Source organism: Streptomyces sp. NPDC088746 (genome assembly GCF_044751065.1).
In the GTDB taxonomy this organism is placed as follows: Bacteria; Actinomycetota; Actinomycetes; order Streptomycetales; family Streptomycetaceae; genus Streptomyces.
In genome coordinates, this window is the sequence record NZ_JBIVLA010000007.1 from 37,370 (window position 1) to 55,529 (window position 18,160).

Sequence of the window (18,160 nt, forward strand, 5' to 3'; positions counted from 1 at the left end):
CGTGACTCCTTGATCTTGCGAGGTCATGCGGCTGCGCGCAGTGCGTCGGATACCGCAATCAGTTGTTTCACATCCGACTCGCGGTCGCTGCCCAGCGCCATCGCGAGGGGGACCGCGCGGCGGGGCGCGGGGACCCCCTTCTCAACCCGGGCGGAGGCCCTGCGCAGCCGGGCAGCAAGCTCGGCGGAGTCGATGTTGAGGACCGTGCTGTCGTCACCCTCGTCCAGCAGGTAAGGGCTGATGTCCACCAAGCCGTCGCGGCATTCCACGATGCGGCGGTGATAACGCCGGTGCACGCCGCGGGCCCGCCACCGGTCCAGGGCCGCTGCGGACGCCGGCCGCAACACGTTGTCCGGGTACGTCTCCGCCAGCAGCTCCCACAGCGGCGCGAGGCGGCGGTGATCACGTCGGTGCTGGAGCCAGAGGCGGAGGGACGAGATCCGGGCTCGGGCTCCGGAGTACGTGATGCCCGCCGCGAACGTGAGGATGGACGCCACCAGAAGGAAGGCGACGGCGGCCATCAGCGGTTTAGGGACCTCTACGTCGGCCGCGCGAACGGCGACGATGACGGCGCGGATCGCGCAGGCCACCGCCATCGCCCCCAGACCCGCGGCGGCCATCCAGAGCCCGGTGGAGTGCGGGCGTCGGGACATGCGGGCGTAGCGGCGAGTCCACCGGCACGCCATGCCGAGCGCGTACATCAGGTAGAGGCCGGCGCCGCCGTAGAAGAACGAGATCTGCGGAGTCGTCATGTCGGCCGTGCTGAAGGAGCCAGCGAAGACCTCGTGCGGCACAGACTCGGCAGCCACCGTGATCGCCACCGCTACGACCGCGACAACGACGGCTTCCTTTCGGGCCCTGCGTCGGCCCGCGTCCTCGTCAGCGGCGGAGTAGAGGTAGAAGCACATCAGGAAGTACACCGCGAGAAGCAGCAGTACGTTCTGGATCAGCTTCGCCGTCCCATGGCCGGCGACGGTGTCGACGCCGGACGCGCCGCCGGGCATCGCTACGGGGTACGAGAGCGCCGCGCAAAGCAGGCAGAGAGTGACTGAGCGAAGGGGTGCGTCATGCGGGCTTCGCTTCCACTGGTAGAGCTTCCAGACCAGTGCGGCCACGAGCCCCAGGAGCAGGAGTTCCACGTTCTACAGCCATCCTCGCCGGTCGCCGAGAGCTGCCTCGACCCGTCGCAGAGCGGGGTCATCGGCCGGAGGAGTGGAGGATGCGAGAAGGGCCGACCACTCCAGGATGATCGTGGCCACGAGTTCGACGGAGCACTCCTCGCCGTCGTCATACGAGCAACGCTGGGCAACGCGCTTGACCGCCTCGGTCCCGAAGACCGGCAGCAGGGCGGCCCACCCCTCCACATCGACGGCCGCCGCGTCCTCATCAGGAGCTGCATCGGGCGTGTCTGTCTCCACCCTGCGGGCGGAGTCCTCGGCTACCTTCTCGTTCTCCGCCACGAGGATATGTCCGACCTCGTGCAGGATGATCCCGTCTTGGTGCAGGTCGGTCGTCTCCTGCTGGTACAGGATCACGTCGTAGGTGTCGTACTCCGCCCACATGCCCGAGGGGCCGGGCTTGGGCAGCGGAGCTGCACGCAGAAACAGAGGGCGTCCGCGCCGTCGGCTCAGCTTCTCGCAGAGGTCGTGAACGTCGAGCGGGGGAGTGACCCCGAGATCTTGCAGCTCACGCCGAATCAGCCGGTGCAGATCCTTCTCCACCGTTCGGGCCGTGGCTGTACGCCAGCGTCCAAGGCGTCGGCGGTTGGCTCGGTCTTGAGCGGGAACCTTGGGCTCCGCCGCGTCTCGGCCACTTCTATCCGACCACACTGAGTAATCCCTCCAACCGGCTGTGATGGCTCCCCGAGCCGGGCGACACCGCGCCCATGTCGATGACGTCCGGTTCCCGGCGCCGGAAACGACCGCAGTCGGCTGCACCTGCGCCCCCACGGACCCCCCTCGCAGGGGGAGGGATGTTAGACATCCAGGGCTCACCGTCTACTCGGATGTCACGTACGCGAACGCGCCCTGACACCCCGGGCGAGGCTGCCCCGCGGAGCTCTCGGGAACCTCGTTGGACAGTACGTGAAGCAGCCGACAAGACATGGCCTAAAAGTCATGATCGATTCGTGTAGGCGGCAGGTAACTTCAACCAGTCAAAGCGGCCTAAAGCAACCTTGTTGAATCCCGTACGGGGCTTTGAGCTGCTGTTTTACTGTCTGGCGTGAACGGATCAACTTTCGCGAAGTGATAGATGACTCCGTTATCAACCTGAGACTTTCGATGAGCCTGACGCTCTCGCAAACACCCGCGAAGTGGACAAAATGGCAGATCGGAAGGGGTGTGGTGCCGGTCACTCTGGGGCAGTTCGGGCAACTGTGGCGTTTACGCTTTCAGTCATGTCGAACGCGATATCCGCCCAGTCGGACAACTACCTGGAGTTCTGGAACGAGTACCACCTGTGCACGCTGACCACGCTGCGGCCCAACGGGCGACCGCATGTTGTGCCGGTCGGTGTGACGGTGGACGCCGCCGCTGGCGTGGCCAGAGTTATCACCCGCAAATCCAGTCGTAAAGTGGCCAACATTCTCGCGAGTGGGGGCGAAGCCCACGTAGCCGTGTGCCAGGTCGACGGCGGCCGGTGGGCCACGCTCGAAGGAGCCGCGGAGGTGTGCACCGACGAGGCTGTGGTCGAAGACGCGGTGGCCCGTTACGGAAAGCGATACGGTCGCACGCCGGCCCCAGACCCCGAGCGGGTGGTCATCCTGATTTCGGTCGAACGGGCACTGGGTCAGACCTTGGGCGCCCGCCCCCAGACGGGCCAGGCCGCTGCGTAGCGTCGAGTGACCCGAGACATAGGCATATGCAGACCCTGAGCGTTACTCAGCCCTGAGTTTTCCTCAGGGGTGGGCGCTCGAAGTGGCTCTACGTTTGCGGGTCATGACAACAAGTCACGAACAGACGGAGCCCGGCGCGGCACCCTTACCGCCCGCGAAGCCGCACCCCGCGTTGAGCGCGGCTCTGCCCGACGGCACTATCCATAGCATCGTCGCGCGCCTGGCCGCCCACCTGAAGCAGCAGGGCGGAGGGCCAGTTTCGCCGCCCGCGCTGGCCCTCGGCATCTTCGAGAGGGTCGGATCGAACTGGCTGTCCGACTCGTTGCGCGGGACGATGCCGCAGCACAACGAGCCTTTCCGCCAGCAGCTCGGCCGCGAACACCCGCTGTCGCCTGGTAACCGAGTACCGCCAAGCCTCCAGGGAACCGGACTCACTGGCTTGGGCTGGCACCATCTCCTCGGCGCGCTCAGCGACCTGCACGGGGAACCAAGGCACTTGGTGAAGGAGACGAACCTCTTCTTCGCCACGGACACCGTCTTGGGGATGCTGCCTGATTCGCCGGCCGTCATCCTCACCCGGGCACCCATCGGAATCGCTTCCTCATTCGCCCGAGGCCGGCTCTGGGACCGATGGCGCTACAGCGACCGCTACGCCCAGGTCGCAGCGACGGCCCGCGCCCCGAGGTGGCGAACGGTCTTCGCGCCGCTCCTCCCGCAGGACGACCCCGATCCGGCCACCGCTTTGGGGCGGCTGATCGTCGTGAACTCCCTGCTGCTCGCCCGCGGCCTCTTCGACGGAGACGAGCCGTCCCGCCGCCCCCGCCTGGTCATCCCGTACGAACAGCACGTCAGCGATCCCGGACGTACAGAAGCGGGTCTCACCCAGTTCCTCGGTGTCGAAATGCCGGAACCGGCCGGTGCGTCGCCTAACGCTGCTGGCGCCACAGCTGCGACGGACACCACCTTCGCCACCATCGGACGCAAGGAGACCTTGGTCGCCGAGTTGGCCCCCGGTGTGGTGGACCTTGTCAAAGCGGCGGTAGAGGAGACCGTTGCCCAGGCCCGCCACCAGCTCGACCCTGAAGTGACCGAGACCGTCACCCAGTGGCTAGCTGGTGACGATCAGTACGAGCTGCACGAACCCGTGCTCCGGCCCAGCCACCACGTCCGCGCCCAACCTGCTCCCCAGCGGACGGCCAAACCGGCTTACAGGCCGGTAGGGCGATCCCAGTGGCGCAATCTGCTGGTCACCAACACGGAAATGGCCGAGCTGCTGACCATGCTGCACGCGGGCGGTGCGGTGAACTCCCGGCTCGGCACCAATCTCCTGGTCTGCCCGATGCCCCACGAACGTGGTGGACGACTCCACTACGACCCGGCCGATCGACGCTGGCGGGTTAGCCGCGGATACGAGTCCCATCCCGCGTACTGGGTCACCTGGATCGGGGCGGCCGTCGCGGCAGCATGGTTCGGAGCGCGGTTGCCCAGCCGGGCCGAAGCCTTGGATGCCACGAGGGGCGCGCGGGCGTACAACAGCGGCTATGCCGTGGGGGACAGCTGTCCTGTGATGGAACCCGGCCTTGGCGATCGGGAGATTCACCATCTGATCGGCAACGTCCAGTTCTGGTGTGGCGATGGTCCTGCGCTGCCTGAAGCCCAGCCCTTGCAGCGGTATTTGTTCGGCGCGGCCTGGAACACTCCGAGCACCGAAGATGCGGTGTCAGCCGTCCGTTCGCGCTACCTGCTGGGCTCCTCACGAGGCGTTGGGGTCCGCTTGGTGCGCGACCCCCAAACCACCGATGCCGCCCGGCTCGGAGCTTGGGAGCTCGCGCACCTGCTCAATCAGTGGATCGACGCCGTCAACGAGTCCGCCCGGACCACGCCAGGCGAACTCGACCGGCTGCTGATCAGTTCGATCGGCCTATAGGCCGATCGCGGACTTCGGCCCCATGTACGAACCCGCGCCCGGGAACCCGTCCCGGCAGAGCTTCACGAACACGTCACTGAAGCCTCGGTCGGACAGGTCGTCCAGCGCCACGAACTCGACGCCTCGGATCGGCCGCGTGTCCGCACCCTCCTTGACCGCTCCGATCTCCCCGCCCACGATGCGGGCCTCGAAGGTGATGTGAACGACGTGAGCACTCGTGTTGTCGCACAGATACAGCAACCGGCCCACTTCAACCTCGGCGCCGGTTTCCTCCCGCATCTCTCTGACCAGCGCTTCTTCCAGAGCCTCGCCGTCCTCGACCTTGCCGCCAGGCAGGGACCAGGTCCTGGGGCCGTCGGTGTCCTGGTTGAGCACCAGGATCTTGTCGTCCTCGATGACGATGCCCGTCACACGTGTATGCATCCGCCGACGCTATCGCTCGGGGGACCGGCCCGAAGGGGACACCGATGAAACGGCCGTCAACCTCCGCCGCGCCACCGGTGGTGATCGCCGCCGGTGGATTGGGCACCCGCGTAGGCAGTTGGTCACCGTACCTGCCCAAGGAGCTGCGGCCTGTCTGTGGCCGGCCGGGCCTCGCGCACATCGTGGATGAGGTCGCTGCCATCGGGAGTGATCGCGCCGTGGTAGTCCACCACCCGTACTACACGCCGCTGATCGACTGGACCCGCCAGGTCCTCGCTCCAGGGGCTTTGGCCCGCTACCGGAGCCTCACGAACCAGCTTCCTGCTCAGCCCCGAGCCGCCGACCACCTGCAAGTCGACTTCATCGCCCAACGCGGCCGATACGCCGATGTCACGTCCGTGTTGAACGGTTCCGAACACTTGCGCACCGGGGAGTTCTACGTGGTCTTTGCTGACAACGTGGACCCCACCCATGCAGCGCTGTCCGCGCTCGTCACAGCGACCCCGTCAGCGGTCCCGGCGGTTCTGGCCGCACCCTTTGACGCCAGCGCGGCAAGCAGCCACGGAGTGATCCTCTGCACCGGCGAGGGCCCCGTGCAGAGGATGGTAGGGCTGGTCGAGAAGCCTGACCGAGAGGAGACGATCCGGCTGGAGGCGGAGTGCGGCATCGCCAATCTCCGGCTGCTTCAAGGGAGGATGAGAGTCACGCCGAGGCTGCTGCGCTACCTTGCGGCAGTGGCTCAGAGCACGATCAGCGAGCCGAAGTTCTCTTTGGCCTTGGCCTCATACGCGAGATCGCATCGCGTTGACGTGGTAACGAGTACGCAGCCCTTGACGGATCTCGGCGTCCCGAGTCCGACGAGGGAACTGGTGCCGGGCCACTGACCACAGGGCGGCCAAGGGCCCGTGCTGACGCCAACGGGACCGCTTGCGGGCGTTCGGCAGCACTTTGCTGGCGCAAGTTACGCCGGTCGGTACGCCTATCTCCTGTATGGCAAGGTGTCTAAGGGCTTGATCGGAGCTGGAGATTTCCTTCAGCAACGTGTGCCGGACCCGTGCTGACGTGTCAGCACGGGAGCCTGATCGAGGCGGATAGAGCAGGACGCAGGAGGATGGAAACAGGGCCTAATGTCCGATTCTCCGGCGTTTCCGCAGGTCAGAGAGGTAACAATTTCGGGTTCGAATCTCCTAGGCTCCACAACCCGATGCCCCCTGATCGCCGTAGGCGCAGATCAGGGGGCATTCTTGCGATCGGGCGGCCTTCAGGCGCGCAGTTCGATCACGGTGATCTCGGGCTCGGCACCGACCCGTACCGGCGGGCCGAAGAATCCGGCGCCGTTGGTGACGTACAGCTGGGTGTCTTCGACCTTTCCGAGGCCGGAGACGACGGGGTTGGCGAGCTTGGTCAGTTCCGTGAGCGGGAACATCTGGCCGCCGTGGGTGTGGCCCGAGAGCTGGAGGTCGACCCCGTGCCGGGCCGCCTCCTCGATCATGACGGGCTGATGTGCCATGAGGACGACCGGCCGGCTGGTGTCCCGCCCGCCGAGAGCCCGGGCGTAGTCCGGCCCGCTCCCGTGCTCGGCGGCGGACAGGTCCTCCACGCCGGCCAGATCGAGCACGGCCCCGTGGTGGCGGATCTCCCTCCGCTCGTTGAGGAGCGTGGTGACGCCGAGACCGTGCAGTTCCTCGACCCAGGCTTCCGCCCCGTCGAACATGTACTCGTGGTTGCCCGTCACGAAGAACGCGCCGTGCGTGGATTCCAGATGGCGCAACGGGCGGGCGGCCGGGGCCAGTTCGGAGGGCTTCCCGTCCGCCAGGTCGCCGACGACCGTCACGACGTCGGCCTCCAGACCGTTGATCATCCGGACGATCCGCTCCGTGTGGGAGCGCCCCAGGAGCGGACCGAGGTGCAGATCGCTGACGACCGCGATCCGCAGCCCGGAGAGCGGCCGGGCCAGGCCGGCGATGCGGATGGGCACCCGCTTGACCACCGGGTCGCCGAGCGCCGTACGCATGCCGAATCCGGTGGTGGCGGTGGCTACGGCGCCCGCGGTGAGCGCGCCCGCGCGGCTGAGGAAGAGGCGCCGGTCCGGACGTGCGGGCCCGGTGTCCTGCCCGCCGCCGGTGGCGTCGCCCACTTCTCCGAGTGTCTGCTCGGCACCCGGAGAAGCCTTCCCTGTTTCACGTGAAACGGTCGTCGCTGGAACCCTCACGGTCGCCGGAACACTCACTTGCTCCGGGGCCCTCACGGGCTCCGGGACCGCCACCGGGTGCGCCGTGCCGTTCCGTCGCCGTGCGCGTGCCCGGATACCGACGACCGCGCGCGGGATCTCCATCGCCAGCAGAGCGAGCATCAGGTACAGCAGCACACCCAGCCAGACGTACCCGGTCCAGGCCAGCGGCCTTCCGGTGTCCGGACCGAGGGCCGGTACGAGGATGCGCGGGGCGGCCGCGAGCGCCGCTGAGACGACGGTCGCGGTGGTCCCCACCCGGCGGGCCGTGCCGCCCGGCCGGGTGGTGTCGCGCACCAGCCGGACCCACAGCCACCGGTGGATGAGCGCGGAAGCCACGACGATGAGCAGGTTCACCAGGGGTGCGAGCATTACTTCGCCTCGATCAGGTCCTGGCGGGGCGTCTCGGCGGCGGGCGCCTCACTGATTCCGTACCGGGCGTGCAGCCGGCGCAGCGGGGCGGGCGCCCACCAGTTGGCCTTGCCCGCCAGTCCCATGAAGGCCGGGACGAGGAGGGTCCGGATCAGCAGGGCGTCGACGAGGACGGCCAGCGCCATGCCGATGCCCAGCTCCTTCAGGAAGACCACGCCCCCGGTGGCGTAGGTCGCGAAGGTGAGGGCGAGGATCGCGGCGGCCGAGGTGACGAGCGGGGCGCTGCGCTGGATGCCTTCGGCGACCGCGCTCGTGTTGTCCCCGGTCCGGTCGTACGCCTCCTTGATCCGGGCCATGATGAAGACCTCGTAGTCCATGGACAGCCCGTAGGCGATGCAGAACATCAGGATGGGGATGCTCGGCTCCATGCGGCCGCTCGCGGTGAAGCCGAGGAGACCGGAGAGGTTGCCGTCCTGGAAGACCCAGACCAGTACGCCGAACATCACGCTGAGGCTGAGGATGTTGGCGATCGTGGCCTTGGCCGGAATGAGCAGACTGCCCGTCATCAGGAAGAGGATGACGAAGGTGACCAGCAGGATCAGGGCGACGACGTACGGCAGGCGGTCGAGGAGCTCTCCGCGGAAGTCCGTCATCGCGGCGGGGAACCCGCCCACGTGCACTTCGGAGTACGGGGCTTCCACCGCACGGACCCGCTCCACGAACTGCGCCATGTCGCCGGCCAGCGCCTCCTGGTCGGGGACGACCGTCAGACGGGTGTGCTCACCGGCCTCGAAGCGGCCGGGATCGGCCGTCGCGCCCGCCCGGTCGCCGTCGCGGTACGTGCCGCTCCCGGTGTCCACCTGGAAGACGCCGGGGACCTGTGACAGCCGCTCCGGGTAGTCCGAGCCGGACGTGTTCCCCGTCGCCTCGCCGGTGGTGACGACCTGTAGGGCGTCGGTCTCCTCGGCCGCGAAGCCGGTGCGGATCTCCTCCTGCACGACGCGGCTGGACGCGCTCGCGGGAAGCACGCGCTCGTCGGGCAGGCCGAACCGGGCGCCGAGGAAGGGCGCGCCCAGGGCGAGCAGGGCGATCAGTACGGGAAGTCCGTAGAGGAGCGGCCTGCGCATGACCTTCAGGGTGTTGCGGTACCAGCGGCCGGACTCCACGGCGGGTTCGGTCCTGCCCGGCCGCAGGGTGCGCCGGCCGACCGCCGCCAGCGCGGCCGGCAGCAGGACGACCGCGCCGAACGCCGCGGACAGGACCACCGCGATGCCGGCCCACGCGAAGGACTGGAGGAACGGGAAGGGGAAGAGGAACAGGGCCGCCAGCGAGGCGGCGACGGTGAAGCCGCTGAACAGGACGGTCCGGCCGGCGCTGGCCACCGTGCGGACGACCGCCGCGTGCCGGTCCGCGTCGGTGGACCCCGGAGTGGCGGCCATCTCCTCACGGAAGCGGGAGATGACGAACAGGCTGTAGTCCAGGCCGAGTCCGAGGCCGAGGACGAGTGCCAGGTTGGCGGCGAAGGTCGACACCTCGGTGAAGGCGGTGACACCGCGCAGCATCGCGAGCGTGGCCAGTACGGAGAAGAAGCCGACGCCGAGCGTCAGTCCTGCCGCGGACCAGCGGCGGTAGACCCACAGGAGCAGCAGGAGCACGGCCGGGACGACGACGGCCTCCGCGCGCAGGAAGTCCTTTCGGGTCTCCTCGCCGACCTGCCGGAAGACCTCGTCCTGGCCGCCGGGGCGGACGGTGAGGAGCTCGGTGTCCTTGGTGAAGTCGGGGGTGATGGTGGCCAGGTCGGTCCGGACCTCGGTGGCCGTTCCCCGGAGCCAGGCCACCACGAGTGCCTGCGAGCGGTCCTCGCTGACCAGCGCGCTGTTCTCACCGCGTGACCAGTAGGAGCCGGCCGTGTCGACTCCCTCGCGTCCGGCCAGGTCCTCGGTCAGCTTCCGGCCCTCGGCGGCCACCTCGGGGTCGTCGACCGTCCCGCCGTCCTTGGCGGTGACCAGGAGGACGTAGTTCGGGGAGCCGTCCTTGAACTCCTCGTGGAGGATCTGCTCCGCGGTGTCCGACTGGGAGCCGGGCGCCTCGAAGCGCGACAGCGACAGGGCGGCCTGCGCCCCCGCGCCGAATGCCGCGGCGAGCAGGAAGAGGACCGCACCGGCGATCAGGACGGTGCGCCGCCGGGCCGCGGCGAAGGCGCCGAGCCGGTGGAGCGGGGACGGTGTGGCTGACATGGGGTGAGCTCCCTGGGTATCGGGGTGGTAGGAGGGCAGGACGGCTCCGCACGGTCGACGATGACCGCCGCCGCTGACCACTCGCTGGAAGATTCGCTGAAGTCCGGCGGGGCGCGCGGCGGTGGCGGGACGAGGACGTGTGAGGCACGGGCGGGACCGCCGCGCGCGGGGGTTCAGCGCCGGTCGAGCCACTCGGCGAGGGTGTCGTGGACCAGCGGGGCCTGGCGGGCCATGCCCATGTAGTGGCCGGCCTTCGGGATGTCGATCAGCTGGGTGTCCTCGGCGCCGGTGAAGAGCGCGCGGTGCTCCTCGCCGCCCTCCACGCGCGCGTCCTTCTCGCCGTATATGAAGAGGACGGGCACGGTGATGGTCTTCAGCTCCCGGAGATCGACGAGGACCGCGCCGAGCTGGGAGACCATGTCGCCGCAGGGGTGGCGGTTCTGGTGCGGCACGGCCAGGTCGAGGACGGCCGGATCCGTGTCGTGGAAGTTGCCGGACCTGAACTCGGCGGGCCCCAGGTCGTAGTAGACGTACCCCTTGGTCCCGCCCCGGAGGCAGGTCTGGAGGGAGGAGAAGAAGCGGGCGTTGGCCTGCGGGGTGAGTCCGCGGTCCGTCCAGTCCATGAGGACGAGGCCGTCGATGTCGCGGAAGGAGTAGGCGGCGATCTGCGCGATCTGGCCGCCGTTGGACTGACCGGCGAGGAAGACCTTGCCGAACGCGGTGGCCTCTTCGCCGCTCCCCTTCGCGCCCCCGCTCCGGTAGGTCCCCTTGCGGAGCTGCTGGACGATCTGGTGCGTGATGTCGGCCTGCCCGCCGATGCAGGTGGCGAGGCCGTCGAGGGTGTCACTGCTGTCGTAACCGATGCGGTCGATGGTCAGCGAGGCGTGGCCCCGTGCGGCCAGCTCTTCCGCGTGGTGGTAGCCGTCGGCCTCGACCCGCCAGTACCACTCGCCCGCGGCGATGCCGTGCTGGTAGAGGGTGACGGCCTTGTCCGCCCCCTCGCCCTCCAGCAGACGGGTGGGAGCGGTGAGGTGGCCGCGGACGGTGTACGTCCGGCCGTCGACCGGGCAGGAGGCCTTCGTCCTGTTGATGTTCCGGACGGTGAAACTGACGGGGACATCGGATATGCCCTTGTCGAGCTTCCACGCCTTCCGCTCCGGGGCACTCGCCGCGTTCGTGCGGTCCGCGGGCGCCTCCGGCGATGTCGCGACGGCGTTCGTCCAGTACACCGGGGTGACGGCCAGCAGCGCCGCCGCCGCACCGAGCAGAACGGTCCGCAGCCGGTTGGTCCTGGCGGGAATCACGCGGCACTCTCCTCTGGGACGACGTGGTCGAGCAGACCCGCGCGGTGGTACCAGGCGGCGGTGTCCGCGAGGGTCCGGGCCAGCGGGCGGAAGGTGACACCGAGCTCCCGCTGGGCCCGGGCCGAGGTGATACGGGTCCGGTCGCCGTCGAGCAGGGCGCGTACGCCCTCACGGGTGGCGACGGGCGGGGTGCCGCGCAGTCTCGCCTTGGTCTCCAGGACGGTCGCGTACGCGATCGCCGCCCGGGCCGGGACCTCCCTGGGGGCGGGGACTCCCGTCGCGTGGGCGACCGCCGCGCAGGTTCCCGACAGGGACCGCCACCGGCCCGCGACGATGTAGCGCCGCAGGTGTTCGCCCTGGTCGGCCGCCCTGACCAGGGCGTACGCCACGTCGCGGGCGTCCACGACGTGGTTGCCCGCCCGGGGCACGGCTTTGATGCCGCGCCGGGCGACGGCGAGGAAGAGCCGGCCCGCGGAGGTGGGGCCCGCGTCGGCCGGGCCCCACATCCAGCCGGGCAGGACGAGGGGGACCCGGATCCGGCCCGCGTACTCGGGGTCCTGCGCGAAGGCCCGGACCGCGGCCTCCGCGCGGACCTTGCTGGCGCGGTACGCGTTGCGCTCCCAGCCCGGGGGCGGGCCGGCGGACTCGTTTGCGGGCTCCTCCTCCGTCCCGGCGCCGAGGGTGTTGACAGAGCTCGTCTGGACGACGGTGGGCACCCCCGCGGCCACTGCTTCCCGCAGGAGCGTGGTGACGGCGTCGACGTTGGTGGCGAAGAGCCGGGGGAGGTCGGCGTCGGGGAGGTAGTACTCGCGGAAGTACGCGGCGGTGTGGATCACTGCGGCGACGCCGGGCAGCGCCCCGCGGTAGGTCTCGGGCCGCAGGATGTCGGCCGTGACGACGGTCAGTCCCGGGTGGGGACGGAACTGGCGGGCGGCCTTCCCGGCGTCCCGGACCAGAGCCGTCACCTCCCGTCCCTCGCCGAGGAGTTGGCTGACGACGGCTGTTCCGAGGAGACCGGTCGCACCGGTCACCATCACACGGCCGCGCGGGGGGCCGGGTTCAGGCGTGTTCATTTCGCTGTCTCCAGTACGGGTTCCGTGGGTGTCTCGTGGGCCGGCCCCGGCGGAACGGCCGGTTCCTCGCGCAGGCCGAAGCGCTGCTGGAAGCGGGCCAGCGGGGCGGGCGCCCACCAGGTGGCCCGGCCGCCGAGCCGCATGACCGCGGGGACGAGAAGCCCCCGGACCACGGTGGCGTCCACGAGAACGGCGAGGGCGGCGCCCAGGCCGAGCATCTTGCTGTTGGTGATCTGGGAGGTGCCGATGGCGACGAAGACCACGGCGATGATCAGTGCGGCCGCCGTGATGACACCGCTCGTACGGCGTGCGCCGGTGACGATGGCCAGCCGGGGGTCGCCGGTGCGGTCGTACTCCTCCTTCATGCGGGACAGCAGGAAGACGCCGTAGTCCATGGAGAGGCCGAAGGCGATGCAGAACATCAGCACCGGCAAGGTCGCCTCGATGGTCCCGGTGGGCGTGAACCCGAGGACTCCGGAGAGATTGCCGTCCTGGAAGACCCACACCACCAGCCCGAACATGGCGGTGAGGCTGAGCGCGCCCGACGCCACGGAGAGGAGCGGGATCAGCAGGCTCCCGGTGAGCAGGAAGACCAGCAGGAGGGAGGTGCCCGCGATGAGCAGTCCGGCGGCGGGCAGCCCGTCGGCTATGGCCTGCTTGCTGTCCTCCAGGACAGCGGCCCGGCCGCCTGCGAGCGGTGCGAGGTGCTCGAAACCGGACGAGGCGGCCCGTACGCCCTCGACGAGGCGCCGGCTCTCCGGTGACACGTCCTCCACGCCCTTCTCCGGGACCACCGACAGGTGCGCCAGGCCGTCGGCCGCGCGGGAGGCGTCGGCGGGCGTGGCGGCGTCCTCCTTGCGGCCGTCGCGGTAGGTGCCGAGCGGGGTGTCCACCTCGGCGGCGTGCGGGAGCCGGGAGATCTCCGCCGCGTACCGGCCGAGTCCTTCCGCGTCCCGGACGAGGATCTCCACCCCGCCGGTCGTGCTGGCGGTGAAGTCGTCCCGTATCGCCTCCTGGACCAGGCGGGACTCCGAGGACGCGGGCAGCTGCCTGTCGTCGGCCGTTCCGAACTCGACCTGGAGGAAGGGGACTCCGGCGGCCACGAGGAGGGCGGTGACGGTGACGGCGTACCGGAGCGGGCGGCGCACCACCCGTTCGACGAGGCCGCCCCCCTGCCGGACCGCCGGCGGCTTCCTGCGCAGGCGGAGCGCGTCCACGCGGTGTCCCAGCAGGAGCAGTACCGCCGGCAGCACGATGAGGGACGCCGCGGCGGCCAGCAGCACGACGCTGAGGCCCGCGTAGGCGAAGGAGCGCAGGAAGTACAGCGGGAAGACCAGCATCGCGGCCAGTGAGACCGCGACGGTCAGGGCGGAGAAGAGGACCGCGCGGCCCGCCGTGCGCAGCGTCGTACGGACCGCGGTGTGCGGATCGGCCCCCCGGTGCAGTTCCTCGCGGAACCGCCGCACGATGAGCAGCGCGTAGTCGATGGCCAGGCCCAGGCCGAGCGCGGTGGTGAGGTTCTGCGCGAAGACGGAGACCTCGGTGACCGAGGTCAGCAGACGCAGCACGGCATTGGTGCCCAGGATGGCGAGGACGCCCACGCCGAGCGGCAGCAGTGCCGCTACGGCACCGCCGAAGACGAGCACCAGGATGATCAGCGTCAGCGGCAGCGCGATGAGTTCGGCCGTGAGCAGGTCGGCCGCGATGGTCGTCTCGATCTCTTCCTGCACGGCGACGCTGCCGCCCAGTGAGACGTCCAGCGCGTCCGCGTCCGGCGGGCTGCCCCGGTAGCGCGGGGCCAGCCGGTCGTAGGTTCCGGCGGCCGTGTCGTCGTCGCCTTCGAGGTGCGCGAGGATCAGCGCCTCGGAACGGTCGGCGGACCGCAGACGCTCCGAGCCGGTCTGCCAGTAGGAGACCACGCCGGAGACCCGGGGCTCGAAGGCGAGGCGTTCGGCCAGCCGGGCGCCCTGCGCGGCCACCTGTTCGCTGTCGACGCCAGCACCGTCCTCACCGCGGACCAGCAGCACCAGGTCGGGGGCGCTCGCCGGGAAGTGCTTCTCCAGCAGCGCACCGGCGCGCGAGGAGGTGGAGGACGGGTCGTCCGTGCCACCGCCCAGCAGCCGGTCGCCGACATCCGCACCGATGACGGCGGAGTTCGCCGCCAGGAGGAGGGTGAACAGGAGGACGAGCCAGGGGCCGGGGCGCCGGCCCGCGGAGCGGGTGTCAGGAGACGTACGGGACACGGCCCTGCTCACCGCCGACCGGGATCCTGGCGAGCAGCTCGGCGATGCGGCCCGGATGGTCGAGGGGCACCCGGGCGCCGACGACGCCGTCGGGGCGGACGTACAGGGCCTGGGTGGTGGTGCCGTACCGGCCGGCGGCGACGTCGTGGGCGGGCAGCGCGCTGGGCACGGAGAAGGTGTCGCCGCGGTCGGCCGGGCGGATCAGCAGGACGTCGACGTTGCCGCTCGCCGTGCCGGCGTGACGCCGCGCCGCCGTCTCGGCCGCCCGCACCGCGGCGGTGTCGGTGCCCGAGACGCCGAGCACGACGACGGTGTGCCGCCCGGAGGCCACGTAACCGTGGAGGCTGTCCGCCTCCCGCCCGTACACCATGGACAGCGCGGTGTCGGGGACCCGGCGGCCCGGCCGGACGCCGTCCGAGGGGGTTCCCGAGACGATCGGACTCGCGGTCAGGTCCAGGTCGACCTGAGCGAGTTCGGGCACGAGCCGCTTCTCCAGCGCTCCGCTCGCCGAGAGCCTGCGGAGCAGGGTGTCCCGGAGGAAGCGGGAGACCGTCGAGCGCAGCAGCCAGAGCTTCGTCTGCCGGTCGGCGTTGCCCACGGCCCGGACCGCGCTGGGCCGCCGCTCGGCCTCGTAGCTGTCGAGCAGGCCTGGTTCCGCGCCCGCGCAGACCGCCGCGAGCTTCCAGCCCAGGTCGTAGCCGTCCTGGACCCCGGTGTTGAGACCCTGGCCGCCCGCCGGGCTGTGGCAGTGCGCCGCGTCACCCGCGAGGAAGACCGGACCCGACCTGAAGGCCGCGGCGACCTTGGTGTGCACCCGGAACCTGCTGGTCCAGGCGGTGCTGGTCAGGGTCCAGCCCCCGGGCCCGCGTGCGTCGAGCAGCCTCTGGAGCTCGGCGTCGTCCGGGGGGCCCTCGCCGCTGCCGGCCGGCAGGTCGAAGAAGACCCGGTGGCCGCCCTCCGGCAGCGCGACCACGACCAGCACACCGTCGGGCGTGAGGTGGTACTGCGCCTCGGCGGCGGGAAGCCGGGTGGGGCCTCCGGCCTCCAGCAGCCCGTCACCGAGGAGGAAGTCACGGGCGTACGTGCTGCCTTCGAAGGGGATGCCGAGAACTTCCCGCACCTTGCTGTGCGCACCGTCGGCGGCGATCAGCCAACGGGCCGTTGCCGTGCCGCGGTCCCCGCGTGGGCCCTTCAGCTCGACGGTGGCCTCCTCGGCCGCCACGGTGACCGACTCGGCCTCCGTCGACCATTCGACGGCGCCGCCCAGCTGGATCAGCCGCTCGTACAGCAGCTCCTCCGTCACGGGCTGCGGCACGCACAGGGGGCCGGGGAAGCGGGTGCCGCTCAGAGCACCGAACCCGAGTCCGGCGATCCTCCTGCCACGTGACCAGTACGAAGCGCCGCTGAGAGGCAGCGACCGCTCACCGATGGCGACCGCCGTCTCCAGCCGGTCGAGCACCTCCAGGGCTCCGCTCCACAGGATCAGCGCCTTGGGGGCGCCGGTGGGTCCGTGCCGGCGGTCCACGACCCTGACCTTGACCCCGTGCCGCAGCAGGGTGCAGGCCGCGGTGAGACCGGTGGGACCGGCTCCGACGATCAGCACCTGAGGGGTGGGCGAACGGGTCATGAGGTACCTCCGGAAGGTTCGTCGACGAGAGCGGGCAGGCGCATCAGACGGCCCACGTCCCGGACGGCCTGGTCCGTCGTGTCGAAGCGGATCGCGTGCATTCCCCGCGCCCGGGCGGCGGCGCAGTTCTCCTCCAGGTCGTCCAGGAGGAGCACGGTGGCGGGGTCGGCGCCGAGCCGGGCGACGAGCCTCCGATAGATCTCGGGATCGGGCTTGCGCACGCCCTCCCGGGAGGAGTCGACGACGATGTCGAACAGCTCCGCGACGGGGAGCGTCGCGCGCCAGCGCGGCTCCCACTCCCGGACGTTGTTGGTGAGCAGCCCGACCCGGTGGCCGGCCGCCCGGACGGTACGGAGGAAGGCGGTGAGTTCCTCGTTGGTGCGCCTGCCGCGGAACCAGACCTCGCCGAACGGGCGGCCCCGGAGAACGTCTCCGGGATCCGTGTCCAGCTCGGACAGCACCCGGCGTACGAGTTCGTCCTCGGCGATGGCGCCGGTCTCCAGTTCCGCCATGGGGCTCACCCCGTACCGCCGGGTGGACCGGCCGAAGGCCACCTGGAGGTCCTCGACCGGGATTCCGGTGCTGTCGGAGAAGACCGCGTAGGTCTCGGCGAGCGGGTTCGTCAGGACGCCCCCGTAGTCGCAGACCAGCGTCGTGACCGCGGGAGCGCCGGCGAACGCGGCCGCGGCCGACCGGGTCTCGTCGGTCACGCCCACTGGGCCACCTCCACATTGACCTCGCTCACCGAGGAGCCGCCCTGGCCGAGGCGCACCTCGACGGGGACGGTCAGGGTGCCCAGTGACTCCGCGTGCTGGACGCCGTCGACATGGGCGGTCACCGGGGTGCTGAGACCGAGCTCGGCGAAGTCGGTGAAGCGGGCGCGCACGGACGTCACGACCAGGTCCACCGGCGACAGCCCGTGCAGTCGTGCGACCGAGGCCACGGCGAGCTGCCGGGCGGCCTCCAGCTGGAGGTTCCCGGGCACATGGTCCAGCTGGTGGTCGAACAGGTGCGGGTGGGCGGTGTCGACGACCAGGAACGCGGAGGCGTCGCCGCCGACACCGACGGCCGGCTCGGTCAGCACCACGTTCCGGATGTCCCTGCGGCCCACGGTGGCGGGAGCGGCGGGAGCGGGCCGGTGGGCGCGCGCGGCGGATGCCGCCCGCGCCTTCCCCAGGCCCTGGGCCCGGAGCATCCCGTACGCCCGGCGGCTGACGAACGTCAGACCGCCCGACGCCCGGAGCGTGGGTGTGCCGTCGAGCTCCACGACGATGTCGAAGTCGAAGCCCAGAATGCGGCCGCCGCGGTTCGTCTCCGGCCGCACGGACAGGTGCAGCACGGTCTGGGCCGGCCGGGCGCCTATGCGCAGCGCCTCCAGGGAGAGCACGTCGAAATTCAGCGCGCTGAAGATGAACGCGCTGTCTATCGCCACGTCGAGGTGTCGGTGCGCGACACACACCCCGGACTGCCGCAGGACCTCGACGAGCAGGAGGAAGTCGTACGCGGCCGGATGCTCGCCGACGAGGTGGCCGCGCGGCAGCTGGGCGGCGACGTCGAAGGTACGGGTGGCGTCGCCGGGTGCGGACGTCCCGGTCTCCACCGAGTCCGTGACGAAGACCTCGGCCACGGCTGCCCGATGGACCACCGAGCGGGGGAGGGTGGAGTCGAAGCTGAGGGGCACGGGCGCGGGGGCGCCGACGGGAGCGGGTTCGGGTGCTGACGAGCGGCTGACGGGCAGTGCCATGCCTGGAGTCCTCCTGGACCTGTCTGCGTGATGTCTCGTTCGGGGTCGGTTCCTGGGACGGAACCTTCGCCGGAGGTGCTGACGGGCCGCTGGAAGGGACGCTGAACTGCTTCGGAAGGCCGGCGGGGGCGGCCTGGCGCGAAA

At 70.4% G+C, this 18,160-nt stretch carries 14 protein-coding genes; 3 read left to right on the forward strand and 11 right to left on the reverse strand.

Translation table 11 applies throughout. From position 1 onward, the window contains the following. Window positions 1–23: 23 nt before the first annotated feature. Together ACIP63_RS27730 and ACIP63_RS27735 are read right to left on the reverse strand one after the other, a co-directional pair. On the reverse strand, window positions 24–1,139 hold the full coding sequence (locus ACIP63_RS27730) for an MAB_1171c family putative transporter (protein ID WP_401520824.1): 1,116 nt from the start codon (window positions 1,137–1,139) through the stop codon (window positions 24–26). 3 nt (window positions 1,140–1,142) lie between these two features. Further along, window positions 1,143–1,721, reverse strand: coding sequence for a hypothetical protein (locus ACIP63_RS27735; protein ID WP_401520827.1), 579 nt, complete (start codon window positions 1,719–1,721; stop codon window positions 1,143–1,145). 677 nt (window positions 1,722–2,398) lie between these two features. Between ACIP63_RS27735 and ACIP63_RS27740 the strand changes: the two genes are divergently transcribed. Both ACIP63_RS27740 and ACIP63_RS27745 read left to right on the forward strand, forming a co-directional pair. Beyond that, window positions 2,399–2,836 (forward strand): pyridoxamine 5'-phosphate oxidase family protein, encoded by a 438-nt coding sequence (locus ACIP63_RS27740; RefSeq protein WP_401520829.1) that lies wholly within the window; start codon window positions 2,399–2,401, stop codon window positions 2,834–2,836. A gap of 103 nt (window positions 2,837–2,939) precedes the next feature. Continuing rightward, window positions 2,940–4,763, forward strand: coding sequence for an SUMF1/EgtB/PvdO family nonheme iron enzyme (locus ACIP63_RS27745; protein WP_401520831.1), 1,824 nt, complete (start codon window positions 2,940–2,942; stop codon window positions 4,761–4,763). On the opposite strand, the gene ACIP63_RS27750 is transcribed toward ACIP63_RS27745, so the two are convergent. Further along, a complete protein-coding gene (locus ACIP63_RS27750; protein WP_401520834.1) occupies window positions 4,758–5,186 on the reverse strand; it encodes an NUDIX domain-containing protein in 429 nt (142 codons plus the stop codon). The genes ACIP63_RS27745 and ACIP63_RS27750 overlap by 6 nt on opposite strands. Before the next feature lie 44 nt (window positions 5,187–5,230). Here ACIP63_RS27750 and ACIP63_RS27755 point away from each other — a divergent pair, with 44 nt between their 5' ends. Next, window positions 5,231–6,070, forward strand: a complete 840-nt coding sequence (locus ACIP63_RS27755) for an NTP transferase domain-containing protein (protein ID WP_401520837.1) — start codon at window positions 5,231–5,233, stop codon at window positions 6,068–6,070. A gap of 377 nt (window positions 6,071–6,447) precedes the next feature. Here ACIP63_RS27755 and ACIP63_RS27760 read toward each other — a convergent pair whose 3' ends face one another. The 8 genes from ACIP63_RS27760 to ACIP63_RS27795 form a co-directional block, all read right to left on the reverse strand. After that, a complete protein-coding gene (locus ACIP63_RS27760; protein ID WP_401520840.1) occupies window positions 6,448–7,788 on the reverse strand; it encodes a metallophosphoesterase in 1,341 nt (446 codons plus the stop codon). Continuing rightward, a complete protein-coding gene (locus tag ACIP63_RS27765) occupies window positions 7,788–10,025 on the reverse strand; it encodes an MMPL family transporter (RefSeq protein ID WP_401520843.1) in 2,238 nt (745 codons plus the stop codon). Before ACIP63_RS27765 ends, ACIP63_RS27760 begins: the two co-directional genes overlap by 1 nt. 173 nt (window positions 10,026–10,198) lie before the next feature. Continuing rightward, the gene (locus ACIP63_RS27770; protein ID WP_401520846.1) at window positions 10,199–11,329 is read right to left on the reverse strand and encodes an alpha/beta hydrolase; all 1,131 of its coding nucleotides are present in this window, start codon (window positions 11,327–11,329) and stop codon (window positions 10,199–10,201) included. Next, window positions 11,326–12,402, reverse strand: coding sequence for an NAD-dependent epimerase/dehydratase family protein (locus ACIP63_RS27775; protein WP_401520848.1), 1,077 nt, complete (start codon window positions 12,400–12,402; stop codon window positions 11,326–11,328). The genes ACIP63_RS27770 and ACIP63_RS27775 overlap by 4 nt, the downstream gene beginning before the upstream one ends. Next, window positions 12,399–14,657: an MMPL family transporter gene (locus tag ACIP63_RS27780; protein WP_401520851.1), complete on the reverse strand. Its 2,259-nt coding sequence runs from the start codon at window positions 14,655–14,657 to the stop codon at window positions 12,399–12,401. Before ACIP63_RS27780 ends, ACIP63_RS27775 begins: the two co-directional genes overlap by 4 nt. Continuing rightward, entirely contained in the window at window positions 14,626–16,272 is a 1,647-nt protein-coding gene (locus ACIP63_RS27785) for an FAD-dependent monooxygenase (protein WP_401520854.1), read from the reverse strand. Before ACIP63_RS27785 ends, ACIP63_RS27780 begins: the two co-directional genes overlap by 32 nt. Beyond that, entirely contained in the window at window positions 16,269–16,982 is a 714-nt protein-coding gene (locus tag ACIP63_RS27790; protein WP_401520856.1) for an HAD family hydrolase, read from the reverse strand. The genes ACIP63_RS27785 and ACIP63_RS27790 overlap by 4 nt, the downstream gene beginning before the upstream one ends. Further along, entirely contained in the window at window positions 16,979–18,016 is a 1,038-nt protein-coding gene (locus ACIP63_RS27795; RefSeq protein WP_401520860.1) for a ScbA/BarX family gamma-butyrolactone biosynthesis protein, read from the reverse strand. The genes ACIP63_RS27790 and ACIP63_RS27795 overlap by 4 nt, the downstream gene beginning before the upstream one ends. Window positions 18,017–18,160 lie beyond the last annotated feature (144 nt).